This is a genomic window from Cytobacillus sp. FSL R5-0377, assembly GCF_038004385.1.
Lineage (GTDB): Bacteria > Bacillota > Bacilli > Bacillales > Cytobacillaceae > Cytobacillus.
The window spans coordinates 3,027,293-3,053,415 of record NZ_JBBORA010000001.1; the positions used below are offsets into that span (position 1 = coordinate 3,027,293).

Consider the following 26,123-nt stretch of genomic DNA (forward strand, 5'->3'; position numbering starts at 1 on the left):
CATATTGGTATTATTTTTCCTTAAGTATAAAATAAAAATAAAAATGAAAGCAGTGATCTGCATGTGTTTAATCCTCTTTGGATACAAAGTACATCCAAAATACAAGCTGATATTGGCCGCCAATCGGGACGAATTTTATGAGCGTCCAACTGCCCCGGCGCATTATTGGGAGGATCATCCCCACATTCTTGCCGGCCGGGATTTAAGGAAATTGGGAACATGGATGGGGGTCACAAAGAATGGTCGTTTTGCAGCGCTGACAAATTACCGCGATCCGAATGAAGTGACAGAAGACAAGAGGTCAAGAGGAGATCTGGTGGCTGATTTTTTGAAGGGCAGTGATTCGCCTGCTGACTTTATGCACAGGGCATCTGAACGGCGGAGCAGCTATCCCGGCTACAATCTGCTGGCAGGAAATATGGAGGAGCTTTATTATTATTCGAATGTGGAAGATAGAATAGAGCAGCTTCAGCCGGGAATATACGGAGTCAGTAATCATGTGCTGAACACCGAATGGCCGAAGGTGAAAAAGGGGAAGGAGGGTTTATCAGAGATTATAGATAATCCAGCCGGGGACTTAACAGAAGACCTGTTCACACTTCTCCGGAATACAGACCCTGTACCCGATGATTTGCTTCCCAAAACAGGAGTTTCACTTGAATGGGAACGGATTCTGTCTCCTTTATTTATCAAAAGCGATGGCTACGGAACAAGGAGTTCAACCGTTTTGCTGGTGTCAGAGGATGAGATTTTTTACAAGGAGAGGGTACATATTGGGGGTGAAAGAGCGGAACAGGAATTTATTCTCCAAGAATAAGAAGCCAGTTTAGGCGGCTGGCTTCTTTTATTTAGGCAATCGGTAAAGTAATGCGGACCGTTGTTCCTTCCTTTTCCCTGCTGTGGATGTAAAGGTTTCCGCCGTGGTTTTTAATGATTTTTTTGCAGATCATGATGCCAAGGCCGGTGCCTTTTTCTTTTGTACTGTAAAAAGGCTCACCCAGTTTGGCGAGGCGTTCTTCCGGTATGCCGATTCCTTCATCCTCGACACTGATGATGACAGATTGGTCTTCCTGACGGATATCGACGTTTATTTTGCCGCCCATTGGCATGGCTTCAATTGAGTTCTTGATGATGTTAATCAGGACCTGCTTAATTTTATCTTTTTCACATTTCACAAAGAACTCGCCGGGTGATTGAGTTAATTCGATCAGGATATTTTCCATAACCGCCTGGCTGTTTAAAAGGGTAATCACACTTTTTACAACGTTTGTCAGGCAGGTTTCTTCCATTTCGGTTATTTGAGGTTTGGCGAGAACGAGCAGGTCATTGACGATGCCTTCAATCCGTTCCAGCTCATTTAGAATGACCTCTGCGAAATTACCCTTATGTTCTTCGTATAATAGCTGCGTAAAGCCTTTAATGGCTGTAAGCGGGTTGCGGATTTCATGGGCAATGCCTGCAGCAAGCTGACCGACAACGGAAAGTTTTTCAGCGTTCTGCAGCTTTTCTTCAGTCTTCTTTTGTCCGGTTACATCTTTGATAATGATTTGGTATACCTTTCTGTTCTTGAAGGTGGTTGGAATCAGCTGGACTTCAGCTTTTCTTACTTGTCCATCGGTCCGGATCAGATTAAGCTCAAAATTCACGCTCAGCTTTGTTTGCAGAAAATCATCGAGGGTGGAATGTTCTGAAGGAGGGATGTAGTCGTGGAGGGAGGTGCCGATTATCTCTTTGATGCTCGTGAACCCAAAGAGCTTCTTTCCTTCATTATTGATATAGGTCCAAATCCCCTTTTGTGTCACCATTCCGATCGTATCCTTGGAGTACTCCACCAGAAAGCGGTACTTCTCCTGTGTTTCAAGAATTTCCTCTTCCATGATAATTCTCTGTGTCATATCCCGGATGATGCACATCATTTCTTTATCCTCATTAATGACTGTAAAATTGGCTTCCAGCCATAGGTAATGGCCTTCCTTATGTCTGAAACGAAAAGTCTCCCGTTTATGCGGGAGTTGTTCAAGATCTGCCAATGCATCTCTAAGAAGATCCCGGTCATTGGGATGGCAGTATGTATAAAGGCTGCTTCGATAAAAGTCCTGCTGCGTATACCCCAGCATTGATAGGCAGGAAGGGGAGACATATAAAGCAACGCCTTCTTTTGTCACTCTTGCAATCACATCGCTGGAATGCTGAATGGCCAGCTGCAGATTCCTCGCTTCGACTTTGTCGGCGAATAAATCTGCCGGATTCTCGGTCATAATCATTTTGTCCCTCCTTTATTGAGAAATGACACTTTTCCATTATTATACATGAGATAGAGGTATAGACACATAGGATTTAACTATCATTTTTTAGAAGAGTACATAGCATACGGGTTAATGACAGAGCGGATTCAGACCAGGAGGCGGTAATCAAATAAAATATATTTAAACTTTATATTGACTTTCTTTACTTTAAGATGGTAAAGTATTAAGCATATTAACAACCGCATATTAAAAATCTTCTTATCAAGAGAGGTTGAGGGACTGGCCCTATGACACCTCGGCAGCGGACAAAATTGTACCGTGCCAAATCCAGCAAGCATTGCTTGAAAGATAAGAAGAGGACCATTGATAAATGCTGCCCTCTTCTTTCTTTAGAAGAGGGTTTTTGTTTTACGCGGAAATATTGCATCAAGATTCTATTCATAAACATATGAATAATTCTTATCAAGAGAAGCAGAGGGACCTGGCCCAATGAAGCTTCGGCAGCAGGCAGACTGCACTGTGCCAAATCCAGCAGGCAAAAGCCTGGAAGATAAGGAGAGGACTTTAAAAAACCTCTTCTGATGGAAGGGGTAAATTTCAGGATATAATTCTTAGTTTTCGGATTGGAATAGTTAGACAATGAAAGGTGACAGGTACCTATACCAGTTCATCAAATTGGTATAGGTGCCTGTCACCAACCACCACAAAGGAGAGAGGCTGCATGATAGAGTTTCAGAATTTAAAGAAGGTCTATAAAAGCGGAGGTCAGCAGGTAGCTGCTCTGGATGGAATAGATTTAAAGATTAATAAGGGGGAGATTTTCGGGGTGATCGGCTTCAGCGGTGCGGGAAAGAGCTCTTTGATCCGCTGTGTCAATTGGCTGGAGAAGCCGACTTCAGGAAAGGTCATTGTCAGCGGCCATGACTTGACGGCTTTATCTGTTAGAGAAATTCGCGAAGTGAAAAGAAACATAGGTATGGTCTTTCAGCATTTCAATCTCTTAAACTCGAAAACAGTGTTTGCCAATGTGGCGATGCCGCTCACACTGGCTAAGGTCTCGAAGGGTGAAATAAAAAAGCGTGTCCATGAACTATTAGAATTCGTGGGGCTTGCCGACAAGGCGAACAGCTATCCTGATCAGCTGTCAGGCGGACAAAAGCAGCGGATCGGAATCGCCCGGGCGCTCGCAACACAGCCTTCCATTCTATTATGTGATGAAGCAACTTCTGCTCTGGATCCGCAGACAACCAGCTCGATCCTGCAGCTGCTGAAGAAAATAAATAAAGAATACAACATTACGATTCTGATCATTACTCATGAAATGTCTGTTATCAGGGAGATCTGTGATCGTGTCGCTGTCATCGAGGCAGGGAAGATTATTGAAGAAGGAACTGTCTTCAATGTCTTTTCTTCACCCCAAACCCCAACAGCGAAAAACTTTGTCAGCACGGTTATGAATGATCAAATACCTGAATCCATTAAGCAAGTGATTGAAAAGCAGCAGGGGCTTCAAAAGGTATTCAGAATCAATTTTGTCGGGAATTCTGCCGGCCAGCCGCTGCTTTCACAGGTTGCTAAAAAGTTTAATATTGACTTCAACGTTCTGTTTGGAAATATTACAGAACTGCAGGGAACCCCGTTTGGCAATCTCATTGTCGAATTCCAGGGGCAGGACAGTGAAATCAGAAGGGCGATTCAGTACATCAGCCAGGAAAAAGTTTCAATAAAGGAAGTGACTGCACGTGCTAGTTAACCAGGAAAAAATCATTGAAGCCTTAATCGAAACGGTCCAAATGGTGGCATTTTCACTGCTGTTTTCAGCTCTTATCGGACTCCCGCTTGGCATATTGCTTGTTGTGACCAGGAAAGGGCATCTGCTGGAAAACACCGTTGTTTTTAACATCATAAACAGCATTATTAATATTTTTAGATCAGTTCCTTTCATCATTTTAATGGTAGCCATTATCCCAATTACCCGGATGATTGTCGGAACATCGATTGGAACCGCCGCAGCCGTAGTGCCTCTTGTCTTTTATGCAGGACCCTACATTGCGAGATTAATAGAAAATTCATTGCTCGAGGTGGATCCAGGCGTCATTGAAGCGGCAGAAGCAATGGGAGCGACACCAGGACAGATCATTTTAAAATTCCTGATTCCTGAAGCACTTAGTTCGCTGGTATTGGGCTTTACCATTGCGACAATTGGTCTGGTAGGAGCATCTGCCATGGCTGGGGCAGTTGGAGGAGGCGGCCTTGGTGACCTTGCCATTACATACGGCTATCAGCGATTCGATACAACCGTCATGCTGATTACTGTTGCAATCTTAGTGGTCATGGTTCAGGGCCTTCAGTCATTCGGAAATCTCTTATCCAAAAAAATCAGAAGAAGATAACATAGGGGGAAATACATCATGAACAAACTATTTATATCATTCATTATTTTAGCATTGGCTGTCTTTACTGCCGCATGCTCAAGTACTACAGGCGGAGAAGAAACAAAGAAAGTTAAATTGGGTGTCAGCGGATCAGATACACGCATTTGGGATTTTATTGCTGAGAAGGCTGAAAAAGAAGGCATTGAAATTGAGGTTGTGACATTCTCTGATTATGTACAGCCAAACGTTGCCCTTGCCGAAGGTGATCTAGATGTAAATGCATTCCAGACAGTCGCTTATTTTGACACTTTTATTAAAGAGCATAATATGGATCTTTCACCGATCGCGACAACTGTTTTAGCACCAATGGGCCTTTATTCGGAAAAAGTAAAATCAGTCGAAGACATTCCGGAAGGCGGCAAAATTGCCATTCCAAATGATGCTTCAAATGGGGGAAGAGCGCTTCTGTTACTGGAGGAAGCCGGCCTGATCAAACTATCCGAGGACTATGATGGAAATCTTGATCTGAATAAAATCGTTGAAAATCCAAAGAACCTTGAATTTGTAGAAATGGTCTCAGCGCAGACACCTCGTGCTCTTCCAGATGTCTCTGCTTCAGTCGTTAATAACGGAATTGCCGTAGACGCAGGCATGAACCCAACTAAGGATTCTGTTTTTATTGAAAGCGAAACCGCTACGCCGTACGTAAATATCATTGCTGTCAGAACAGAAGACAAAGATAACAAAACGCTTAAGAGAATTGCTGAACTTTACCAGGAAGATGATGTAGCTGATTTCATCACAAAAGAATATGACGGAAGCATGATTCCGACTTTCATTCCATTAAGTGATATTGGCTGGTAATTAATATACAAAGGAGGAAAAATGATGACGGCACCTGTAAAAGCATTAGTTGAACTGAAAGAAGCAATCAAGAAAAATGTTGAGGATAATAAAGAACTTTATCTTTCAGCGAGCCATCAGATTCATGCGAATCCGGAAATAGGGAATGAGGAGTTTTTTGCCTCTGGCTTGCTAGCGGGCATCCTTGAGAAGGAAGGGTTTGAAGTAGATCGGGCAGTAGCCGGGCATGAAACTGCTTTCCTGGCCCGAAAGAAATCCGTTAAACCGGGACCGTCCATTGCTTTCCTTGCAGAATATGATGCCCTTCCCGGATTGGGCCATGGGTGCGGCCATAATATTATTGGCACGACAAGTGCAGCAGCAGCCATTGCGTTAAGCAAGGTTATTGATGATACGGGAGGAGAAGCAGTCGTATTGGGGACCCCCGCAGAAGAAGGCGGGCCAAATGGGAGTGCCAAAGGCAGCTTTGTGAAACATGGCTTGCTTGAAGGCATTGATGCGGCTCTTATGGTTCATCCCTCAAACCATACCCGCCTGACCAGTTCATCACTGGCAGTTGATCCGCTTGACTTTGAGTTTATCGGCAAGCCTGCCCATGCAGCAGCTTCACCGGAGGAAGGAATAAATGCACTGGATGCGGTTATTCAGCTTTTTAACGGAATCAATGCCCTCCGACAGCAATTAAAGGATGATGTGCGTATCCATGGAATAATTACTCACGGCGGCGATGCGCCGAATATTATCCCTGAATATGCAAAAGCCCGATTCTTTATTCGTGCTTCCACCAGAACGAGTTTAAATGAGGTAACTAGAAAGGTGAAAGCTGTCGCGGAAGGTGCCGCCCTGGCAGCAGGAGCAAAGCTGAATGTTATTGCTTTTCAAAATGAAGTAGATAACCTCCTGTTAAACAAGACATATGACCAGGTGTTTAAAGAAGTGATAGAGGACTTGGGAGAAAAGGTTGTAGAAGGGGACAGAGATGGAATCGGTTCTACGGATGCCGGCAATATCAGTCAGGTGGTGCCAACCATTCACCCTTATATCAAAATCGGTGCTGATGATCTCGTTGCCCATACTGTTCCATTCCGGGAAGCAGCAGCATCTGCAAAAGGAGACGAAGCGCTGGTAACCGGAGCAAAAGGGCTTGCACTCACTGCCTTACAGCTGATAACGAAACCGGATTTGCTTAAAGCCATTAAACAGGAATTTCTGGAGCGGAAAACGGCTGAATAGAAAATAAAAGCTATCCTTTTGCGGGATAGCTTTTCCTCATTTTTGTGAGTGTTTTCCTCTCACTGGTGGGTGTTTCCCTGATTTGCTGAGTTTTTTCCTTTAATTAAGTATTAAGTTTCCGAAAATTCCTCATTCTTTTCCCGAAGTTCACATATAACTACTGTTCCTTCATCCGTTCCTGTGCCATCCGGATAAGCTCCTTCACCATACTGCCGCCAATCTTTCCCCCGACTGTTCCTGCCTGTTTGGATGTAAGCCTTCCATTGTAACCTTGCTTCAAAGGTACACCTGCCTCCTCAGCAATTTCATATTTCACAGCATCAGGATTTTCCTTGTCAACATGATACCCCTGGTTTGCCATTACCTGATTTTTCAGCTGATCTAATGCGCCTCTTGATTCCGGTACTATCGGGCGTCTTTTTCTTCTGGCCATGATTCATTCCTCCATAAAATGTTCTTCTTCTTATTATGTAAAAGTACGCTTGGAATAACCCTGAAAAAACTTGTACAACCTCCTGTGAACAGCTATTCTAATGGTAGAAACCTTGAATTTTTGTGAAAAACCAAAAGAAGGTGTTTAAAAATGGCATTAAAATACTTGTCAGCTCTCTTGCTTCCTGGACTGCTGGTATTGTTTTTTACGAGAGTCAGCTATAATCGTGTAATTGGGCTGGTGCTGACAGTGGGGCTTATTGCTGCTTCTGTATATAAAGGCTATACCAATTCATTTGCCTTAATTGTTATAGACGCATTTTCGCTGACGGTTGGTTTTTGGTATGCCCAAAAATTAAAGCAAATAAAGCCAAGTGCTGAATAAATTTTGCAGAACCTGTCGAAAAAAACTATCGACAGGTTTTTATTTAATGATTTATTAGCTATTTTTTAGGCATACGTCCTATCAGCTTTTAATTGAGTTCAATCAAACGTTTGATTAAACTCAAGGCAGTCAATCAAACGTTTGATTAACCATTCTTCGACAATCCCCTCGATAATTCGGCATATTTCCCAAGCAATAATTACTCAGTAAAATAAAAAAACGAATATCCGTTCGCATATTATTGGTTTGTTTTAGGCTCTTTGTGGTAGAATGATGATAGGAGTTTTGAGTAAAAAACTGACAAATCAGCGTGCATCCCGGATCTTAAATTATTTCAATGCTGGTTTGTGTTTACTATATAGATAAAAGTAATTTGAACGGGAGGCTTTTAGGTGAAGGATCAATTTGAATTAGTTTCAAAATATTCCCCTCAGGGCGACCAGCCTGGGGCCATCAAAAAAATTGTGGAGGGAATCAATTCCGGCAAGAAGCACCAGACACTTCTGGGTGCAACAGGAACGGGTAAGACCTTCACAATTTCGAATGTTATAAAAGAAGTAAATAAGCCTACGCTTGTTATTGCCCATAATAAAACACTCGCAGGGCAGCTATACAGTGAGTTCAAGGACTTTTTTCCGAACAATGCGGTTGAGTATTTTGTCAGCTATTATGACTACTATCAGCCTGAGGCTTATGTGCCTTCTACAGATACCTTTATTGAAAAGGATGCAAGCATCAATGATGAAATTGATAAGCTCCGCCACTCGGCTACTTCTTCATTATTTGAGCGAAAAGATGTCATCATTATTGCCAGTGTCTCCTGCATTTATGGTTTGGGTTCTCCTGAAGAATACCGTGAAATGGTGCTGTCCCTAAGAACCGGCATGGAGATTGAGAGGAATCAGCTTCTTCACAGGCTCGTTGACATCCAATACGAGCGCAATGATATCGATTTCCAGCGCGGCACCTTCCGTGTACGCGGAGATGTTGTCGAGATTTTCCCGGCATCAAGGGATGAACACTGTATCCGTGTGGAATTTTTCGGAGATGAGATAGACCGGATCCGTGAAGTGGATGCCCTTACCGGAGAGATTATGGGTGAACGTGAGCATGTTGCGATTTTCCCGGCATCCCACTTCGTTACGCGTGAAGAAAAAATGCGGATCGCCATCCAAAACATTGAAAAAGAGCTGGAAGTGCGCCTTGCTGAATTAAGGGAAAACGATAAGCTGCTTGAAGCCCAGCGCCTCGAGCAGCGGACCCGCTATGACCTTGAGATGATGAGGGAGATGGGCTTTTGTTCCGGCATTGAAAACTATTCCCGCCACCTTACATTAAGACCGCCTGGGTCAACACCTTATACCCTTCTGGATTATTTTCCGGAAGACTTTTTAATTGTCATAGATGAGTCGCACGTAACTCTGCCGCAAATCCGCGGGATGTTCAATGGTGACCAGGCAAGAAAATCCGTGCTTGTGGACCATGGTTTCCGTTTGCCATCAGCTATGGATAACAGGCCACTTACGTTTGCCGAATTTGAAAAGCATGTGAAGCAGGCTGTCTTTGTTTCGGCAACTCCTGGTCCTTATGAGCTTGAGCATACTCCAGAAATGGTTGAGCAGATTATCCGCCCTACCGGTTTGCTTGATCCTACAATTGATGTCCGGCCAATCGAAGGTCAAATTGATGACCTTATTGGTGAAATTCAGGATCGCATTCAGAAAAATGAACGTGTACTTGTCACGACATTAACAAAGAAAATGTCTGAGGACTTGACAGACTACTTAAAAGAAATCGGCATTAAAGTGCAGTATCTGCACTCAGAAGTGAAGACTCTCGAGCGGATTGAAATTATCCGCGAACTGCGTCTAGGCAAGTACGATGTGTTAGTCGGCATTAATCTTCTGAGGGAGGGACTTGATATACCTGAAGTTTCTCTCGTTACCATACTCGATGCTGATAAAGAAGGCTTCCTCCGTTCGGAACGTTCACTCATCCAGACGATAGGGCGTGCAGCACGTAATGCAAACGGCCATGTCATCATGTATGCAGACCGGATAACGGACAGCATGGAAAAAGCCATCAGTGAGACGAAGCGCCGCCGCTCTATTCAGGAAGATTACAATGAAAAGCATGGCATCACGCCAATGACTATACAGAAGGATATACGCGATTCAATCCGTGCAACCCACGCGGCAGAAGAGCAGGAAGAATACCAGCCGTCAGCAAAGCTCGGCAAGCTGAACAAGAAAGAGCGCGAGAAGCTGATCGGCGATATGGAAAAAGAAATGAAGGAAGCGGCCAAATCCCTCAATTTCGAAAGGGCTGCAGAGCTTCGTGATTTAATATTAGAGCTAAAAGCGGAAGGATGACGTAAAAATGGCGATGGATAAACTGATTGTAAAGGGTGCCAGAGCCCATAATCTAAAAAATATTGATGTCACCATTCCGAGAGATAAGCTTGTCGTCCTGACAGGACTTTCTGGTTCAGGAAAGTCCTCTCTGGCCTTTGATACCATTTATGCAGAAGGGCAGCGCCGCTATGTGGAATCGTTGTCTGCTTACGCACGGCAATTCCTCGGCCAGATGGATAAGCCTGACGTGGATGCAATTGAAGGTCTGTCACCTGCTATTTCAATTGATCAAAAAACGACAAGTCGAAATCCTCGTTCCACAGTGGGAACAGTGACAGAAATTTATGATTACCTGAGATTATTATTTGCCAGGGTTGGGCGCCCCACCTGCCCGATTCACAATATCGAAATCTCCTCACAGACGATTGAACAAATGGTTGACCGGATTATGGAGTACCCTGAAAGGACAAAGCTTCAGGTCCTGGCTCCGCTTGTATCCGGCCGAAAAGGGACGCATGTAAAAGTGTTCGAGGATGTCAAAAAGCAGGGGTTTGTCCGTGTCCGTGTCGATGGAGAAATGATGGATCTCGGTGAAGAGATTGAGCTGGAAAAAAATAAAAAGCATTCTATAGAAGTGGTGATTGACCGGATTGTCGTAAAAGAAGGCGTAGCACCAAGGCTTGCAGATTCATTGGAAACTGCTTTGAATCTTGGCAACGGAAAGGTGCTTGTGGATGTTATCGGGGAAGAAGAACTGCTGTTCAGCGAGAACCATGCCTGCCCTCAATGCGGATTCTCAATCGGTGAGCTTGAGCCAAGAATGTTCTCCTTTAATAGTCCATTTGGTGCCTGTGGAGAATGTGACGGTTTGGGCTCAAAGCTGGAAGTAGATGTTGATCTAGTCATACCTAATAAAGATCTTTCATTAAAGCAAAATGCCATTGCGCCATGGGAACCGACAAGCTCTCAATATTATCCTCAGCTGCTTGAGGCAGTCTGCAATCATTATGGGATTGATATGGATGCGCCGGTTAAGGATATCCCTGACCACTTGCTTGAAAAAGTTTTATACGGATCATCAAAGGACAGCATTTATTTCCGATATGAAAACGACTTTGGCCAGGTTAGGGAGAATTATATTCGTTTTGAAGGTGTCATTCGCAATGTAGAGCGCCGCTACAAAGAAACAAGCTCTGATTATATACGGGAGCAAATGGAGAAATACATGGCTCAGCATGCATGTCCTTCCTGCAAGGGCTACCGTCTGAAGCCGGAAACACTTGCTGTGCTTATATCTGGAAAGCACATAGGCCATGTAACTGAATATTCGATTGAGGAAGCATTCAGCTTCTTTGAAAATCTGACACTGTCTGAAAAGGAAATGAAGATTGCCAAACTTATTTTCCGTGAGATTAAGGAAAGGCTGGGCTTTCTCATCAATGTGGGGCTTGATTACCTGACATTAAGCAGGGCAGCGGGAACGTTATCCGGCGGTGAAGCCCAGCGTATTCGACTGGCCACACAAATCGGTTCGCGCCTGACAGGTGTGCTCTACATTCTAGACGAGCCTTCCATTGGCCTCCATCAGCGCGATAATGACCGTTTAATTGATACGCTGAAAAATATGCGTGATATCGGCAACACCCTGATCGTCGTAGAACATGATGAAGATACAATGGTAGCTGCAGATTATTTAATTGATGTAGGGCCAGGAGCAGGAGTTCATGGCGGGCAAATCGTCTCAGCCGGTACGCCTCAGGAGGTAATGGACGATCCAAACTCCTTGACAGGGCAATATCTTTCAGGCAAAAAATTTATTCCGCTTCCAATTGAGCGCCGCAAGAACGATGGACGATTCATCGAAATTAAAGGGGCTAAAGAAAACAATCTTAAAAATGTGAACGTTAAGTTCCCGCTCGGCACTTTTATTTCCGTGACAGGCGTATCCGGTTCCGGGAAAAGTACGCTCATCAATGAAATACTTCATAAAGGGCTTGCCCAAAAGCTTCATAGAGCCAAAACAAAGCCGGGTGAGCATAAGGAAATTAAAGGTGTGGATCATCTTGATAAAGTCATTGATATCGACCAGTCTCCAATCGGGCGGACGCCTCGTTCCAACCCGGCAACCTATACCGGAGTGTTTGATGATATTCGCGATGTGTTTGCTTCAACCAATGAAGCAAAGGTGCGCGGCTATAAAAAGGGTCGCTTCAGCTTCAATGTTAAAGGCGGACGATGTGAAGCCTGCCGCGGAGACGGGATCATTAAGATTGAAATGCACTTCCTTCCTGATGTGTATGTGCCATGTGAAGTCTGTCATGGCAAGCGCTATAACAGGGAAACACTTGAAGTTAAATATAAAGGGAAGAATATTTCGGAGATTCTCGATATGACAGTGGAGGATGCATTGGAGTTTTTCGAAAATATTCCTAAGATCCGCCGCAAGCTGCAGACGATTTATGATGTCGGCCTGGGCTACATCACATTGGGGCAGCCTGCGACAACATTGTCTGGCGGGGAAGCGCAGCGTGTGAAGCTTGCTTCCGAATTGCACCGCCGTTCAACGGGCCGTTCCCTATATATCCTTGATGAACCGACAACTGGCCTTCATGTGGATGATATCTCCCGGCTGCTGGTGGTCCTTCAGCGTCTGGTTGAAAATGGAGACACCGTACTGGTTATCGAGCATAATCTGGATGTCATCAAGGCTGCTGACTATATCGTTGACCTTGGTCCTGAAGGCGGGGATAAGGGCGGTACCATTTTAGCTGCAGGTACGCCGGAAAAAATTGCCGAAGTACAAGAATCCTATACAGGCAAATATCTTAAACCGATTTTGGAAAGAGACCGCCTGAGAATGAAACAGCAAATTGAAGAAAAAGAAGGCGTGACAAACTCTTAATTAACTAGAAGCAGTACCGTTTTGGTGCTGCTTCTTTATTTTGGAAAGATTAGATAGCCAGGATGCGGGGTAAAGAACATGCGTCTGCAGCAATCATCACGCATACCAACAGGAAAGGAACATACACAATGAAAAATAAATTCTATCTTTTAGCAGGTGTCATCCTGCTTGGTCTCGGCATCTATCTTTCCATTATGTTTCTTGGAGAAGAAAAAAAGGCAGATAGCATCCAGGAAATTGTAGCTTTTGGCGATTCCCTTACCTACGGTTATGGAGATGAAACTGAGGAAGGGTACATTGGCAGGCTGCAGAGCAAATTGGATAAGACATATCAGGACAAGAATTACCGCATAACAAATCATGGAGTGTATGGCTTTAAATCTTCTGATGTTCTCCAGCAAATGCTCAAACCGAAAGTGGCAGAGGATATGAAAAAGGCAGATTTGTTTATTGTATATATTGGCACAAACGATTTACTGAAAAGCAATGGCGGGGATCTGTATCCGCTCCATCACGAAAAACTTGTTGAAGCTAAGGACGTATTTGAAGTTAAACTGAATGGAATTCTGGAAGCGCTGGAAACCGCCAACAGTGATGCACCAGTTATTCTGATAGGATTATACAACCCTTATCCTGACGGTGACAGGATTGAAAAATATATTGACCATTGGAACAAATCGATCAGAAAGAAAGCAGCAGAAGAGAAACACATCACCTACATTTCAACCAATGAACTGTTCAAGGGAAAGAACAAAAAACAATATTTCGCTGATTCTCTTCATCCGAATGGAAAGGGCTATGAGCTGATTGCTGATAAAATTATAGATAATTACTCATTTTAGGTTTCTTGGCTTTTTACATTCTTATAAAAAGTGCTTCTGCCAAGTCTTTGTTTTCTTATTTTGCTGTGATAACCCTAATATGATATTTTATTGTGTGGTTTGGACCGGAAGATGAGAGATCCTCGAATCGTGCGATGATTATTCGTGGATGCTTATTCAAAGTCCTGCGGGAGCAGCGGGACAAGCGAGTGCCTGCTGCGGAAATCTACACTCCTGCTTCAACAGACAATATTTCCTTCTTTAATTGATAACACAATGTAATGTTACAGCAAAATCAGTGTAACCAAGCAGCGTTATACTCCTATATAAGGGAAACTATTGTCTGGAAACAGAAGGGGAGGTCATTATGGAGGATTATTTAGCGAAGTCACTGGAAGAATGGAAAGAGGATATTTCTGAAGTATTGGACCAAATTAATAATGAATACGAAGATGTTAAAAAAGAGCTGAAAGTATATTCCTATAAATATGGAATTACCAAGCAGGTTATCCAGTCTACTGTGAACGAAGAAATTATTGATAATATACGGGAAATGTATCATAGGCCTTTTGAAGAGAAATATAACGAATTGAAAGAGTACATACGTGATTTGGATGAAAAACGAAAAGTATTCCTGATGTTTGTCAATAAAATTGACGAAGTGAAAAAGAAGGAAGCGCCTCGCACTGACCTGGCTGCTGCCTATAAATAGGACTTATCGATAAAACCGTCTTTTCAGGAAAGGCGGTTTTTTATAATAAAAGATGCTATGAGACTTGAGGCTTTGAAACCCCTCAGTCTGCAGATGTATTTTTAATATTATTGAGGTAAATGCTCCTTTGATTTTTTATAATGAAGAAGAGGCTGAAACTTTTAACGCTCCAATTTCGTATAACAGATAAGGTGAAGCTTCAATCTGAGGGTTCCTTATTCCCCCGCTTATTGAGTTAAACCAATCGGGCCTTTACGGGCTGGGGGTACTGCCCGGAGGACTGCGATAAAGGAGCTGAGTACATTGGAAACTAGAAAGGTTCTGTCTGCCTTAAGCTATTTTAGCATTATGTTTGCAGGATTTATATTCCCGCTCATTGTATTTTTTGCATCAGAAGATATGGAAGTGAAGCGGCATGCCAAAAGGGCCTTCTTATCACATTTGATCCCGCTGGTTCCTGTTCCGTTTATTGTAGTTGCAGGGGTAACCCAGTTTGCAGTAAACGATCAGGGAATTCCGTTTCTTTTTCTTGCAGCTGCCGGCATCACAATCATTCTGCTGTTAATTGTATTTATATGGAATATCATTAAAGGGGTAAAAGTCCTGATACAGGAATAGAACTAATAGAGGAGGGCGAGAAAATGAAAGAGGAACGCAAACGTATTTTGAAAATGGTTGAGGATGGAAAGCTTACGGTTGATGAAGCTTTAACTCTGCTGGAACAGCTTGAACAAACAAATCAGACGGTGGAGCAGAAGCAGGAGGATTTAATTAAAGAGCTATCTGCAGAAGTAAAGTTTGAGGAAGCTAAAAAAGGGGAAGCATACAGTTCAAAACATCATAGTGCCAAGGAAAAAATAATTGACTTTGTTGAGTCTGCTTTTAAGAAAGTGAAGGATCTGGATCTAGATTTTAACTTTGGGAAAAGCGTTGAAATTTCTCATATATTCCAGCATGCAGACGCATACTTAAAAGATCTGGATATTGATGTTGCGAATGGAACCGTTAAGGTCATTCCATGGGAGCAAAATGATGTGCGTGTTGAATGCAAAGCCAAGGTCTATCGTGTGGATGATCAGGATGAAGCACGCAGAAACTTTCTGAAGGATGTTATTTTTGCCATTGAAGGCCAAAGGCTGAGGTTTTCAACTCAGCAAAAATGGATGAAGCTTGAAGCGGTCATTTATATTCCAAAGTCTGAATATGAAAATGTGAAAATCCGCATGTTTAATGGCCCAATTGAAAGTCAAAGCTTATCAGTGGAAAACTTTAAGGCTAAAACAGCTAATGGAAAGATAACGATTAGTGATTTGAACAGCAAAAATGTCGAGGCTGAAACTGCCAACGGACAAATTACCATTCAAAATAGCCGGATTGATTATGTGGAAGCTGAAACGTTAAATGGAGCTATACTGGCTCAGGGAGACTTCAAAAAAGCTGAACTCCAGTCTTTTAATGGAAATGTGACATGCAGGGCTGAAAATGAACGCTGTGAATGGATTGAAGCGAAGGCAGCTACAGGCAGCATTGATCTGTTTGTTCCAGATTTCGCTGCTGTCAGCGGGGAGCTTCGCACCAATCTGGGCAGTTTCCATCCAGACATTGAGGGGATTGAAGTAATAGAAGAAAAGAGCGAAGTGATCCAGAAACTGCTGCGTTTTAAGTCTGTGAAAGAAAGCGGAAGCGGACTTAAGCTGCGGGCTGACTCAAAGACAGGTGCCATCACGATCAAGCGGTCAGCAGCCCTGTAAAACGGGTGGGCCTGGCGCCTTCCGCTTTTATAGTTAGGAGGGATTCTTAATGAACAAATTAATTCGCTCCCGCAGTAACCGAAAATTAGCGGGGGTATTGGGCGGCTTATCAAAAGCGATTGGTATAGACGCTACCATACTCAGAGTACTTTTCATTGTTTTATTATTTACAACAGGCGTCTTTCCGATGACACTCATCTATGCGCTGCTTGTGTTCGTTCTCCCGAATGAAGAGGTGCTGTAGGAAATGAGATGGATTCTGGGAATTTTGATTAATGCGGTCCTATTTGTTGCGATCGCAGGTTTCTTTAAGGATTCGTTTTACTTGTCGGGATTTGGAGCTGCTGTTGGTGCCAGCTTCATGCTTTCCATCCTCAACATTCTGGTGAAGCCAATCCTGATTATTTTAACTCTTCCTGTCACTGTTTTAACTCTAGGTTTGTTTCTGTTTGTGATTAATGCTGTCACGCTTATGATCACGGATGGTTTTATGGGTGATTCATTTGAAATAGCCGGGTTTGGCACAGCAATTCTTGTGTCAGTGATTATGTCCATTGTTAATCTGGTCATTCAAAAAGCAATCCTGGAACCGGCGAGGGAAAAGTAAAATGCGCTAAAAAGCCAGCATTCGTTATGCTGGCTTTTTTCTTATTCAATAATCGTGGCATTAAAGCCGTCCTTCTTCAGATTCCCGGCAAGCTTCTCGGCAAGCTGCTTTTCGGAAAAGGCAACTTGAACTTTATATTGTTTGATTCTATGATTCTTTTTTAATCCGTATTGTTCGGCGATTGCTTTTACAATGGCTTGTGCACAGCGTTTCCGGAAGAGGGGAGTCCGGAGAAGGGAAGCTTCTTCTTTATTGGTCATAAATCCGCATTCAACCAGTACAGCTGTCATTTTTGTCTCGCGAAGAACCTGGAAATCAGCTGTTTTGACTCCCCGGTCCCGCAAGCCTGTAGAACTGATTAAGTTTCGCTGTATCTTTTGGGCTAATGAGAGTGCTTCACGGGGCTTTGAAGGGTAGACGTATGTTTCGATTCCCCCTGCACTGTTCCATCCGCCAGTTCCGTTAGCATTGGCATGGATGGACACATAGCAGTCGGCGTTTTGTTTATTTGCCAGTGCAGTCCTCTCGGCAAGCGGTACGTCCCGTTCATCGGAATGGGCAAAGACAACCTCTGTGTTTTGATGCTTTACCAGCATCTCCTTTGCCAGTTCTGCCACCGCACGGTTGAATTCATATTCTCTCATTCCGTCGGGGCTCCGTTTGCCTGGGGTGCTATAACCATGTCCGGCATCCAATATGATCTTCATCTAATCGCTCCTTTCATATAAAAAATACTTTCATATTTATAATATGGACAAACCTTCCAAATGGACATGGTAAAATGAAAATAGGAGAAAACCCTAAGGGGCTTTCTCCTATTTTGCAGCACGCTGCATCGAATGAACGAATTTGTAGCGGTCTGCGCGGTATGCTGATTTTACAAGCTCAAAAGGTGTGCCATCCTCTAAAAAGGAAGTTCGGGCAATTAGGAGTACAGGAGATCCAGGATCTACCTGCAGGTGGTTTACCTCCGTTTCCTTAGCGATTGAGGCTTCAATCTGCTGGGTCGCTTCTCTTATGGTTAGAGACAGTTTTTCTTCAATATACTGATAAAGTGACTTATTGATAATTTCTTCCGTAAGCCCTTTAACGAGATTAGCAGGCAAGTAGGTGGTTTCCAGCGCCATTGGCAGATTATCTGCCATCCGCACCCGTTTAATTTCATATACGGGTGTGTTTTCTTTTATATCAAGCTTTCTAGCCAGCTGAGGCTCGGCCGGGATGATTTCAAATGAGATAAGGCGGCTGCTCGGGACCATGCCGCGCTCTTTCATATCTTCAGTAAAGCTGGTGAGTCCCTGAAGCTTTTGCTCCACCTTCTGCTTGTTGACAAAAGTTCCGCGGCCTTTTTGCCTGTAAAGATAGCCATCATTAACAAGATTATTTAAAGCCTGTCTGACTGTCATCCGGCTAATTTGATATTGCTCCGAATACTCGCGTTCAGAAGGAATGGCTTCGTCAGGCTTTAAGCTGCCGTTTTCTATTAATTGTTTAATATACTCTTCTAATTGGTGATATATCGGGATGGGTGATTGCTTATCGATCATGGAAATTCTCCTATCACTATTAGTACAGATCATCAATCCTGACTGACGAGTCTGAGTGCTTCTTCATCGGCGAAGATGGTCACATTTGTATGAAGCTTCAAGGCGGATGCAGGGAACTGTTCATCAGGCTCTCCATACACCAATTGTCTGATAGCTTCTGCCTTGGCTGAACCTGAAGCGAGCAGGATGATTTCCCGGCTATCAAGAATCGAAGCGATTCCCATTGTAATGGCTTTAGCCGGAACCTCTTCTATAGAATTGAAAAATCTTGCGTTAGCCTTACGCGTACTTTCCGCAAGGTCCACGACATGAGTACGGCTGTTAAAGGCGGTTCCCGGTTCATTGAATCCGATATGCCCGTTTTGTCCGATTCCCAGCAGCTGCAGATCAATATCCACCAGGTCCTTGATCAGCTGCTCATACCGTTTACATTCCCTGGAGATATCCTTTGCGGCTCCATTGGGAAGATGTGTGTTTTCCATCTTTATATCCAGATGGCTAAATAGTTCGCTATTCATGAAATGCCTGTAGCTATTTGGATCAAAAGGGGGCAGGCTGATATATTCGTCCAAATTAATGGTCGTGACTTTTTCATAAGAAGTGCCATTTTCCTGGTGATCCTTAATCAGCTCGGCATAGACGCCTTTTGGTGTACTGCCGGTTGCTAGCCCTAATGTCATATCAGGCTGCCGGCGAACTTTATCAATCATCAGCCTGGCAGCTTTGCGGCTCATATCGTGATAATCGGCAGCTCGAATGATGTTCAATTCCCATTCACCTCACGTTCAAAGGCTTTGACGCCTCTGCAGAAGGTTATGGCAACCTCAAGGTTCTGATCGAGTACAACCAGGTCTGCATCCTTGCCTTCTGAAATGCTCCCTTTCCGGTTGAAAATATTGAGCTGTTTGGCTGGATTGATGCTCGCAAGCCGGACAGCTTCAGACAGCTGGATATCTGTAAAGTCCATCATATTTTTAATGGAGTCTTTCATTTTCAAAATACTTCCAGCTAATGTGCCATCAGCAAGCAGGGCCTGGCCATTTTCAACCTTTACATCCTGTCCGCCAAGGTCATAATGGCCATTTTTCAGGCATTTGGCTCTCATGGAATCTGTTATCAGAATCATTCCATCTGCGCCTTTTGCGTTCAGTGCAAGCTTAATCATCTCCGGACGGACATGAATTCCGTCAGCAATCATTTCAACAATCAATTCTTTAAATAAAAGCGAAGCACCGGCAACACCAGGTTCACGGTGATGCATGCCTCTCATTCCGTTAAAAAGATGGGTCACCTGTTTAGCTCCCGACTGAACCGCTTTCTCCATTTCGGTAAAAACGGCATCACTATGGCCAATTGAAGGAACAACCCCATTTTCACTTAAATAGCGTATAAATTCATAGCCATTTGCTTTTTCGGGTGCTAGTGTGATCAGCTTGATGGTTCCGTCCGCTGCTTCCTGCCAGCGCTTAAAGAGTTCAATATCAGGCTCGAGGATATGATCCTTCGGCTGGGCTCCGCCTCTCGCTTCGTTAATAAACGGGCCCTCCAGGTGGATTCCGATAACTTCCGCCTTGCCGGGAGTATTTTGTTCTTTTTGGAAGCGAGCCGCATTGATCAGTGCAGCTTCTATTTTTTCTTTTTCCTGTGTGATGGTTGTGGCCAGGAAGCTTGTAGTTCCTTCTTCAGGCAAAACGCCGGCCATCGTGTTCAGTGCTTCAAATGTTGCATCCATTGTATCGGCACCGCCAGCACCATGTATATGGACATCAATAAATCCCGGGCAGATTGTATGCTCAGGTGAAAGTTCTATCGTTTCTGTATCCTGGCCAATGAAAGGAAGCTCCTCTAAAGGTCCAGTCTGCAGGATCTGCTCATTTTCTATTAAAATAAACCCTTTATCAATCGTGCTGTTTTCCAGAAGGATTCTGGCGTTTTTCAGTAAAAGACGGCTCATTTTCAAATCATCTCCGTTTGAATGATACCTTTATTATAAAAGGTTTGAGTTTAGATGTCTATACCAGTTGAGTGGATTTAACTCTCTGATGCTATTTGGTCTATACAACTAAAAAAGGATAGAAGGCGATTGAACGCGTTCTATCCTATTTATTTGAGTTTTAAAAGAAATACATACCAAAAATGATTATTTTGTATCCGCAGCAGCTTCCCGCAGATAGCCATTATGCTTTTTCAGAAGCTCGGCTGCTGCTTCACCTTTTAATCCTGTTAAAATCTGAAGAATGGCAGCTTTTGTATGATAGTTTTGTTCTTTAAGTGCGGTCCGGGCTTCTTCATCAGATGCACCTGTAGCCATTTTGACGATGCTTTCTGCTCGTTTGAACAGCTTCTCGTTTGTCATTTGCACATCAACCATTAAATTGCCGTACACTTTTCCGAGCTTAATCATGGATGCTGTTGTTAACATATTCAGGACGAGCTTTTGTGCAGTGCCTGCTTTCATTCTTGTGGAGCCGGTAACCACTTCAGGACCAGTGATGGGTGCTATCGTATATTTAGCGACTTTTCCCATTTCAGGGTCTTTGGTGCAGGCGACAGCAACCGTAACTGCACCGACTTCATTCCCGTATTGAAGAGCTCCGATCGTGTACGGCGTACGGCCGCTCGCCGCAATGCCTACAAGCACATCCTTGTCCGATATTTGAATATCTGCAACATCCTGGCGCCCCTGCTCACTGTTATCCTCAGCGCCTTCAACCGCCTCAGTCATGGCTTCCTTGCCCCCGGCAATAATCCCGACAACCATCTCAGGATCTGTTCCGTATGTTGGCGGGCATTCTGAAGCATCGATAATGCCAAGGCGTCCTGAGGTGCCGGCTCCCACGTAAATTAGGCGGCCTCCTTTTTTAAAGCTCTCCGTAATTTCATCCACCACTTTTACAATGTGGGGGATTTCTCTCGCGATGGCATTAGGAACTATTGTATCCTCCTGATTAATGATTGTAATAATTTCTTCTGTTGACATTAAATCAATTTCCATTGTTTTTGGGTTCCGCTGCTCAGTATTAAGCTTTGTAATATTCATTATTTATCCCTCACTATTAATTGAAATTTAGTTCCTGCCTTAATGTGATCAAGCAGGGGCATATCTTCTTCTATTACTCTGGCGATTACATTCACGCGTTCATCCCGGGGGAGATCTGCTAAAGTAATCTGCAGCTCTCCTGCATAGCGGCCGTATAAAATATTATCAATTGTGACACTGCCTTTTTTACGTTCCAGCTGATTTATTGGTTCCCATTTAGCTGTTCCTTGCCCGGCATAGGACCTGGATTCAACTGACCTTACAACATCCCGGGCAGGATCCATCCGATTAGTATGAAGGTTACTAAAAAGAGTTTCATTGATTTGTCCTCCGGTCAGCTCGATTCGGAGAGGCACAGCACCTTGGGCTATTTTCGCCAGCTGAGAAAGTGTTCCGTCTTTTACAGAATGGTCACCAATCAATACCTTATCTGTATAGCAGCTGTTCATCAGTTCAGCCGCCGCCGCAGCAGGTGAGAAGCCCCGGTGTTTTTCAAGAGTAGGCAGACCGGCAAAAATGGGTCCGCGAAGTTCCCCGTCTCCAGGCACAAATGCCATGGTAGTTATTCCGATGCTTTTTAGGAACTTATTTCGCTCTATTAGAAAGTCTTTATCCAATCCCGTTTCAGGCCGCGGGTAAAAGTTATGCCAGGCTTCTATATTATTGGTTTTTAATCCCAGTTCCATCCACTCATGCAATTCTTCAGCAGAGATTGTACTGGCATTGATTCCGAGTTTCATTTTTTTTGAAAGTTCAACAATCTGTTCAGAAGTGAAGCCGTAATCAGCCCGGATTCCGGTCAGGCCCCATTCGAGAAGTGTATCAATTGAATCCCATCCCAATCCTAAATGGCCCAATGATTGAGGGGAAACATCAGCGAGGAGTTCCATATGATGCTGTTTTGCCAGGTTCCCAAGATTCTGAAGCAAATGTTTATAAGTGCTGTGGTCATCTTCTGGAATGTGGAGGGATGTGAAAATGGATGTGAGGCCATGAGAAGCCGCCCTTTCTATCCATTCCGCATTTTGAAGCTGGCGTTCTTCTGATAAGTAAACTGAAATTCCAAGCATTCTAATCACCTCGTTTAATCTGAATATTATAAAAATACAGGTTCATAAGTAAAGAAGGAGGAATTCTCCTCCTTCTCCTTGTATTTTATATGTTTTTAGCCATTTCCTCTTTGAATCCGAACAGCCATGTGAACAGGAAGCCGAAAGCATAGGCAATTAATAGACCAATCAGATACAGTATAATTTGATTGGTATGAACGAGGAAGGCAAGCGGTATGCCGGAAACCCCGATGGCTACTGTAGCAATTTTAAAGAACGCCTGGAAAGCACCGCCGACAGCAGCTCCAAGACATGCTGTCAGGAACGGGCGCCCCAGCGGCAGGGTTACACCGAAAATAAGCGGTTCGCCAATACCGAGTATTCCTACCGGAAGTCCGCCTTTGATAACTTTTTTCAGGCGGGCATTTTTTGTTTTGAAGTAGATGGCGAAAGCTGCCCCTACCTGGCCGGCACCGCCCATTGCAAGAATCGGCAGCAGCGGGTCATCGCCGATTGAGTTAATCAATTCCATGTGAACTGGTGTTAAACCTTGATGCAAACCAGTTACAACTAAAGGAAGGAATGTTCCGGCAAGTACTAATCCGGCAAGGATGCCGCCGACATCAAGTATGCCAAGCAGGCCTTTAGTAATAATATCTGATAGGAATCCGCCAACAGGCTGCAGGATGAAGAATGTTGCAAAACCTGTAAGTAATAACGCCAGTGTCGGTGTTACGATTATATCAATCGAAGAAGGAATGACTCTGCGGATCCTTTTTTCCAAAAAGGCCACCAATGCAGCAGCGAGCATAACTCCAATAAGTCCACCGCGGCCAGGAACCAATGCTTCACCAAAAAGAGTGATATTGGCAAGGCCAGGGTTGATTAATAGAATACCGGCTGCACCGCCAAGAGCAGGAGATCCTCCAAACTCCTTCGCCGTGTTAATACCAACAAATACGCCAAGGTAACCGAATAAACCCCAGCCAATCAGATCAAGCATTTGAACAAGCGTAGATTCAGGATCTCCGCCTGATTTGATGATGACATTATTGATCCCGGCAATCAAACCGGAAGCAACGATAGCCGGAATCAGCGGAATGAAAATACTTGCTATTTTTCGTAAAAATAGCTTGAATGGCGTAGCGTTTTTCTCATTGATTCCGGCTTTCGTCCGTGCTGCCAGTCCTTCTAATGAAGTATCAATCTCTTCTTCATCGTCAACGGAAGAAACCCTTTTGCCTGTCATTTTGGAAACTTCGTCAGCAACCTTGGTGACGATTCCGGGCCCAAGAATGATTTGGAGTGTTTCTGCTTCCACAACACCCATGACGCCGTCAATATCTTTGATGCCATTCAGGTTGACTTTGCTTTCATCGACCGGCTTCACTCGAAGACGGGTCATGCAGGATGCCAGTTCCGCGATATTGCCGGTGCCGCCCAACTGCTCCGTAATCTCTTTCGCCAAGCGTTCTTCTTTACGCATGAGCTTTTCCCCCTCTTTTTTAAAATAAATAAATGTAATAAGAGCTAAAAAATAAAATGAATTCGCTTACACACCCATATTACCAAGCTTAAGTATAGTTGTCTATACCATTTGTATATTTTCATACGGGCATGTCATCATATTTATACGCAGAACAATCTTGAAAATTGTCCTTTATAGACGGGAATAAGCATATATGCCTAGTGTTAATTTTGAAAAAAACGATTTCAGAAATTTGGTTCTGGGTTAAAAAGTGCTAAAATAGAGTGAAACTTCCGCCAGCCTGTTTTTTTGCTGACGTTAGCCTGCGTCCTGCAGGAGCGGGTCACTCAGGCGCTGTGACAGGATGCCGCTGTTTAGCTTGAGTTCACTCCGAAATTAAAAGGATTAAATAGTTACATATAAAGAAATCATCTGAACCGCAGCATTAAGGGAGGAACCTAATTTGGTAAAAGTGCGCACGAAAGATATTATAGAAAAATTTGGGCTCGAATTGATTGCCGGTGAGGAAGGCATCAACAGGCCGATTACAACGAGTGACATTTCACGTCCAGGCCTTGAGATGGCAGGGTATTTTGATTATTATCCAGCTGAACGCGTTCAGCTGATTGGAAAAACGGAACTGTCTTTCGTTGAAACATTAACGAATTCTGAACGGGAGATTCGTCTTGAACGGCTCTGTACAGATATTACGCCCGGCATAATCGTGACGAGAGGGCTTGATATACCTGAGCAGCTGATTGAAGCAGCTGAAAGAGAATCGGTTCCGCTGCTTCGCTCCAAGCAAAAAACGACCCGTTTTTCCAGCTTGCTGACAAACTTTCTGGAGAGCAAGCTTGCTCCAACTACAGCTGTACATGGCGTCCTTGTTGATATTTATGGGGTAGGAGTACTGATAACAGGTAAAAGCGGTGTAGGTAAAAGCGAGACAGCACTCGAATTAGTAAAACGCGGACATCGCCTTGTTGCGGATGACTGTGTGGAGATCAGGCAGGAAGATGAAGACTATCTGGTAGGAAATTCACCGGAATTGATCGAACATCTGCTTGAGATCCGCGGCCTTGGCATTATAAATGTTATGACCTTGTTCGGTGCTGGAGCTGTCCGAAGCTATAAAAAAATCTCTGTGGTTATGAATCTTGAGCTTTGGGATCCGAAAAAGCAGTACGATCGTCTCGGTCTGGATGAAGAAAAAATGAAAATTATCGATACCGAGGTTACAAAGCTGACCATTCCGGTAAGACCCGGACGAAATCTCGCTGTCATCATTGAGGTAGCTGCAATGAATTTCCGCTTAAAGAGAATGGGAATGAATGCAGCGGAACAATTCACGAACCGCCTCTCAGATGTAATTGAGGATGGAGACCATGATGATCGTTAATCTGTTAATACAGGTCATTCGTTTTCAATCAAACGTTTGATTGAAAACTGTTAAACTTAATAAAAAGTATAGATAAAGGGCGCTTTGCGCTTTTCGAAAGGAGAAGTGATCATGGAAAGCAATATTCAGCCGTTAGATCCGATTGCCATATCCCTTGGTCCCATTCAGGTCCATTGGTATGGTTTGATTATCGGGGCAGGTATTGCCCTTGCTCTCATTATCGCAATGAGAGAGGGGGAAAGAAGGGGACTCCCTAAAGATATCTTTGCCGATTTAATGCTGTGGGCCATTCCTATTGCGATTATTTCCGCAAGGATCTATTATGTTATTTTTCAATGGGATTTCTACTCGCAGAATCCGGGTGAAATCATCAAAATATGGAATGGCGGAATTGCCATTCATGGGGCCTTAATAGGTTCTGTCATCACCGCATATGTTTTTTCAAAGAAGAGGAAGATATCTTTCTGGAAGCTGGCTGACATAGCTGCACCAAGCATCATCTTGGGGCAGGCAATCGGGCGCTGGGGGAATTTTGTGAACCAGGAGGCTCATGGCAGGGAAGTCAGCCGGGCATTCCTTGAAAATATGCAATTGCCTGATTTTATCATTAATCAGATGTATATTAACGGAGCCTATTACCATCCGACGTTTTTATATGAATCCATTTGGAATATCATTGGGTTTATCATTCTTATCTTATTAAGAAAAGCAAACTTAAGACGCGGGGAGCTTTTCCTTTCTTATGTTATCTGGTATTCGGTCGGGCGTTTCTTCGTTGAAGGCCTGCGTACTGACAGCCTGATGCTTACTGAGAGTTTAAGAATTGCTCAGACGATATCTATCGTTCTAATAATTGTGGCGCTAGTTCTGATTTTTTATAGAAGAGCAGAGGGTCTTGCCAAAGCTCGTTATTTGGATAAAGCCGAGGGGAAATAAAG

25 protein-coding genes and 2 riboswitches are annotated in these 26,123 nt (G+C 43.7%); of the genes, 16 read left to right on the plus strand and 9 right to left on the minus strand.

Annotated features, from left to right (window positions below; translation table 11 throughout):
• Positions 1-61: 61 nt before the first annotated feature.
• Positions 62-817: an NRDE family protein gene (locus tag NSQ49_RS15380; protein ID WP_251284531.1), complete on the plus strand. Its 756-nt coding sequence runs from the start codon at positions 62-64 to the stop codon at positions 815-817.
• Positions 818-848: 31 nt separating this feature from the next.
• Here the strand turns inward: NSQ49_RS15380 and NSQ49_RS15385 are convergent, their stop codons facing one another.
• Positions 849-2,264 (minus strand): PAS domain-containing sensor histidine kinase, encoded by a 1,416-nt coding sequence (locus NSQ49_RS15385; protein WP_251284530.1) that lies wholly within the window; start codon positions 2,262-2,264, stop codon positions 849-851.
• A gap of 237 nt (positions 2,265-2,501) precedes the next feature.
• A riboswitch (SAM riboswitch) is annotated at positions 2,502-2,601 on the plus strand.
• A 101-nt stretch (positions 2,602-2,702) separates the two neighbouring features.
• Positions 2,703-2,803: riboswitch (SAM riboswitch) on the plus strand.
• 164 nt (positions 2,804-2,967) lie between these two features.
• On the opposite strand from NSQ49_RS15385, the gene NSQ49_RS15390 reads away from it, so the two are divergent.
• Genes NSQ49_RS15390 through NSQ49_RS15405 form a run of 4 tightly spaced genes read left to right on the plus strand, consistent with a single transcriptional unit; the run spans position 2,968 to position 6,718 of the window.
• Complete coding sequence (locus NSQ49_RS15390; protein WP_159863711.1) at positions 2,968-3,999, plus strand: methionine ABC transporter ATP-binding protein; 1,032 nt, start codon at positions 2,968-2,970, stop codon at positions 3,997-3,999.
• A complete protein-coding gene (locus NSQ49_RS15395) occupies positions 3,989-4,639 on the plus strand; it encodes a methionine ABC transporter permease (protein WP_159863710.1) in 651 nt (216 codons plus the stop codon). Before NSQ49_RS15390 ends, NSQ49_RS15395 begins: the two co-directional genes overlap by 11 nt.
• A gap of 18 nt (positions 4,640-4,657) precedes the next feature.
• Positions 4,658-5,485: a MetQ/NlpA family ABC transporter substrate-binding protein gene (locus NSQ49_RS15400; RefSeq protein ID WP_251284529.1), complete on the plus strand. Its 828-nt coding sequence runs from the start codon at positions 4,658-4,660 to the stop codon at positions 5,483-5,485.
• A 24-nt stretch (positions 5,486-5,509) separates the two neighbouring features.
• Complete coding sequence (locus NSQ49_RS15405; RefSeq protein WP_251284533.1) at positions 5,510-6,718, plus strand: M20 family metallopeptidase; 1,209 nt, start codon at positions 5,510-5,512, stop codon at positions 6,716-6,718.
• 157 nt (positions 6,719-6,875) lie between these two features.
• Here the strand turns inward: NSQ49_RS15405 and NSQ49_RS15410 are convergent, their stop codons facing one another.
• Entirely contained in the window at positions 6,876-7,151 is a 276-nt protein-coding gene (locus tag NSQ49_RS15410; protein ID WP_159863708.1) for an alpha/beta-type small acid-soluble spore protein, read from the minus strand.
• A 150-nt stretch (positions 7,152-7,301) separates the two neighbouring features.
• Here NSQ49_RS15410 and NSQ49_RS15415 point away from each other — a divergent pair, with 150 nt between their 5' ends.
• The 9 genes from NSQ49_RS15415 to NSQ49_RS15455 all read left to right on the plus strand — a co-directional run bounded on the left by NSQ49_RS15415 (position 7,302) and on the right by NSQ49_RS15455 (position 16,682).
• Positions 7,302-7,535: a DUF2198 family protein gene (locus tag NSQ49_RS15415; RefSeq protein WP_159863707.1), complete on the plus strand. Its 234-nt coding sequence runs from the start codon at positions 7,302-7,304 to the stop codon at positions 7,533-7,535.
• A 392-nt stretch (positions 7,536-7,927) separates the two neighbouring features.
• Positions 7,928-9,907 carry an excinuclease ABC subunit UvrB gene (gene uvrB, locus NSQ49_RS15420; protein WP_251284528.1) on the plus strand — a complete coding sequence of 660 codons (1,980 nt, stop codon included), beginning with the start codon at positions 7,928-7,930 and terminating at the stop codon, positions 9,905-9,907.
• A gap of 7 nt (positions 9,908-9,914) precedes the next feature.
• The gene (gene uvrA / locus NSQ49_RS15425) at positions 9,915-12,791 is read left to right on the plus strand and encodes an excinuclease ABC subunit UvrA (protein WP_159863705.1); all 2,877 of its coding nucleotides are present in this window, start codon (positions 9,915-9,917) and stop codon (positions 12,789-12,791) included.
• Between the two features lie 128 nt (positions 12,792-12,919).
• On the plus strand, positions 12,920-13,633 hold the full coding sequence (locus tag NSQ49_RS15430) for a DUF459 domain-containing protein (RefSeq protein WP_236566193.1): 714 nt from the start codon (positions 12,920-12,922) through the stop codon (positions 13,631-13,633).
• A gap of 346 nt (positions 13,634-13,979) precedes the next feature.
• Positions 13,980-14,324 (plus strand): hypothetical protein, encoded by a 345-nt coding sequence (locus NSQ49_RS15435; protein WP_159863704.1) that lies wholly within the window; start codon positions 13,980-13,982, stop codon positions 14,322-14,324.
• 303 nt (positions 14,325-14,627) lie between these two features.
• The gene (locus tag NSQ49_RS15440) at positions 14,628-14,942 is read left to right on the plus strand and encodes a DUF4870 domain-containing protein (RefSeq protein WP_159863703.1); all 315 of its coding nucleotides are present in this window, start codon (positions 14,628-14,630) and stop codon (positions 14,940-14,942) included.
• A gap of 23 nt (positions 14,943-14,965) precedes the next feature.
• Positions 14,966-16,075 (plus strand): DUF4097 family beta strand repeat-containing protein, encoded by a 1,110-nt coding sequence (locus NSQ49_RS15445; protein ID WP_251284527.1) that lies wholly within the window; start codon positions 14,966-14,968, stop codon positions 16,073-16,075.
• Positions 16,076-16,124: 49 nt separating this feature from the next.
• Positions 16,125-16,319, plus strand: a complete 195-nt coding sequence (locus tag NSQ49_RS15450) for a PspC domain-containing protein (RefSeq protein ID WP_159863701.1) — start codon at positions 16,125-16,127, stop codon at positions 16,317-16,319.
• A gap of 3 nt (positions 16,320-16,322) precedes the next feature.
• Positions 16,323-16,682 carry a phage holin family protein gene (locus tag NSQ49_RS15455; protein ID WP_159863700.1) on the plus strand — a complete coding sequence of 120 codons (360 nt, stop codon included), beginning with the start codon at positions 16,323-16,325 and terminating at the stop codon, positions 16,680-16,682.
• 41 nt (positions 16,683-16,723) lie between these two features.
• Here NSQ49_RS15455 and NSQ49_RS15460 read toward each other — a convergent pair whose 3' ends face one another.
• The 7 genes from NSQ49_RS15460 to NSQ49_RS15490 form a co-directional block, all read right to left on the minus strand.
• On the minus strand, positions 16,724-17,389 hold the full coding sequence (locus NSQ49_RS15460; RefSeq protein WP_159863699.1) for an N-acetylmuramoyl-L-alanine amidase: 666 nt from the start codon (positions 17,387-17,389) through the stop codon (positions 16,724-16,726).
• A 108-nt stretch (positions 17,390-17,497) separates the two neighbouring features.
• Positions 17,498-18,229, minus strand: coding sequence for a GntR family transcriptional regulator (locus tag NSQ49_RS15465; RefSeq protein WP_251284526.1), 732 nt, complete (start codon positions 18,227-18,229; stop codon positions 17,498-17,500).
• Between the two features lie 32 nt (positions 18,230-18,261).
• Positions 18,262-18,996, minus strand: coding sequence for a glucosamine-6-phosphate deaminase (nagB, locus tag NSQ49_RS15470; protein WP_251284525.1), 735 nt, complete (start codon positions 18,994-18,996; stop codon positions 18,262-18,264).
• Positions 18,993-20,183 (minus strand): N-acetylglucosamine-6-phosphate deacetylase, encoded by a 1,191-nt coding sequence (nagA, locus tag NSQ49_RS15475; RefSeq protein WP_251284524.1) that lies wholly within the window; start codon positions 20,181-20,183, stop codon positions 18,993-18,995. The genes nagB and nagA overlap by 4 nt, the downstream gene beginning before the upstream one ends.
• 186 nt (positions 20,184-20,369) lie before the next feature.
• Complete coding sequence (gene murQ, locus NSQ49_RS15480) at positions 20,370-21,269, minus strand: N-acetylmuramic acid 6-phosphate etherase (RefSeq protein ID WP_159863695.1); 900 nt, start codon at positions 21,267-21,269, stop codon at positions 20,370-20,372.
• Complete coding sequence (locus NSQ49_RS15485; protein ID WP_159863694.1) at positions 21,269-22,339, minus strand: DUF871 domain-containing protein; 1,071 nt, start codon at positions 22,337-22,339, stop codon at positions 21,269-21,271. Before NSQ49_RS15485 ends, murQ begins: the two co-directional genes overlap by 1 nt.
• Positions 22,340-22,424: 85 nt before the next feature.
• Positions 22,425-23,804, minus strand: coding sequence for a PTS transporter subunit EIIC (locus NSQ49_RS15490; RefSeq protein WP_251284523.1), 1,380 nt, complete (start codon positions 23,802-23,804; stop codon positions 22,425-22,427).
• A gap of 445 nt (positions 23,805-24,249) precedes the next feature.
• Between NSQ49_RS15490 and hprK the strand changes: the two genes are divergently transcribed.
• A complete protein-coding gene (gene hprK, locus NSQ49_RS15495; protein WP_159863692.1) occupies positions 24,250-25,185 on the plus strand; it encodes an HPr(Ser) kinase/phosphatase in 936 nt (311 codons plus the stop codon).
• A 111-nt stretch (positions 25,186-25,296) separates the two neighbouring features.
• A complete protein-coding gene (lgt, locus tag NSQ49_RS15500) occupies positions 25,297-26,121 on the plus strand; it encodes a prolipoprotein diacylglyceryl transferase (RefSeq protein ID WP_159863691.1) in 825 nt (274 codons plus the stop codon).
• Positions 26,122-26,123 lie beyond the last annotated feature (2 nt).

Coding starts and splice junctions, on each gene's coding strand:
- NSQ49_RS15380 (WP_251284531.1), top strand. CDS start 62: ATGTGTTTAATCCTCTTTGGATACAAAGTACATCCAAAATACAAGCTG.
- NSQ49_RS15385 (WP_251284530.1), bottom strand. CDS start 2,264: ATGATTATGACCGAGAATCCGGCAGATTTATTCGCCGACAAAGTCGAA.
- NSQ49_RS15390 (WP_159863711.1), top strand. CDS start 2,968: ATGATAGAGTTTCAGAATTTAAAGAAGGTCTATAAAAGCGGAGGTCAG.
- NSQ49_RS15400 (WP_251284529.1), top strand. CDS start 4,658: ATGAACAAACTATTTATATCATTCATTATTTTAGCATTGGCTGTCTTT.
- NSQ49_RS15405 (WP_251284533.1), top strand. CDS start 5,510: ATGACGGCACCTGTAAAAGCATTAGTTGAACTGAAAGAAGCAATCAAG.
- NSQ49_RS15410 (WP_159863708.1), bottom strand. CDS start 7,151: ATGGCCAGAAGAAAAAGACGCCCGATAGTACCGGAATCAAGAGGCGCA.
- NSQ49_RS15415 (WP_159863707.1), top strand. CDS start 7,302: ATGGCATTAAAATACTTGTCAGCTCTCTTGCTTCCTGGACTGCTGGTA.
- uvrA (WP_159863705.1), top strand. CDS start 9,915: ATGGCGATGGATAAACTGATTGTAAAGGGTGCCAGAGCCCATAATCTA.
- NSQ49_RS15430 (WP_236566193.1), top strand. CDS start 12,920: ATGAAAAATAAATTCTATCTTTTAGCAGGTGTCATCCTGCTTGGTCTC.
- NSQ49_RS15435 (WP_159863704.1), top strand. CDS start 13,980: ATGGAGGATTATTTAGCGAAGTCACTGGAAGAATGGAAAGAGGATATT.
- NSQ49_RS15445 (WP_251284527.1), top strand. CDS start 14,966: ATGAAAGAGGAACGCAAACGTATTTTGAAAATGGTTGAGGATGGAAAG.
- NSQ49_RS15450 (WP_159863701.1), top strand. CDS start 16,125: ATGAACAAATTAATTCGCTCCCGCAGTAACCGAAAATTAGCGGGGGTA.
- NSQ49_RS15455 (WP_159863700.1), top strand. CDS start 16,323: ATGAGATGGATTCTGGGAATTTTGATTAATGCGGTCCTATTTGTTGCG.
- NSQ49_RS15460 (WP_159863699.1), bottom strand. CDS start 17,389: ATGAAGATCATATTGGATGCCGGACATGGTTATAGCACCCCAGGCAAA.
- NSQ49_RS15465 (WP_251284526.1), bottom strand. CDS start 18,229: ATGATCGATAAGCAATCACCCATCCCGATATATCACCAATTAGAAGAG.
- nagA (WP_251284524.1), bottom strand. CDS start 20,183: ATGAGCCGTCTTTTACTGAAAAACGCCAGAATCCTTCTGGAAAACAGC.
- murQ (WP_159863695.1), bottom strand. CDS start 21,269: ATGAATATTACAAAGCTTAATACTGAGCAGCGGAACCCAAAAACAATG.
- NSQ49_RS15485 (WP_159863694.1), bottom strand. CDS start 22,339: ATGCTTGGAATTTCAGTTTACTTATCAGAAGAACGCCAGCTTCAAAAT.
- NSQ49_RS15490 (WP_251284523.1), bottom strand. CDS start 23,804: ATGCGTAAAGAAGAACGCTTGGCGAAAGAGATTACGGAGCAGTTGGGC.
- lgt (WP_159863691.1), top strand. CDS start 25,297: ATGGAAAGCAATATTCAGCCGTTAGATCCGATTGCCATATCCCTTGGT.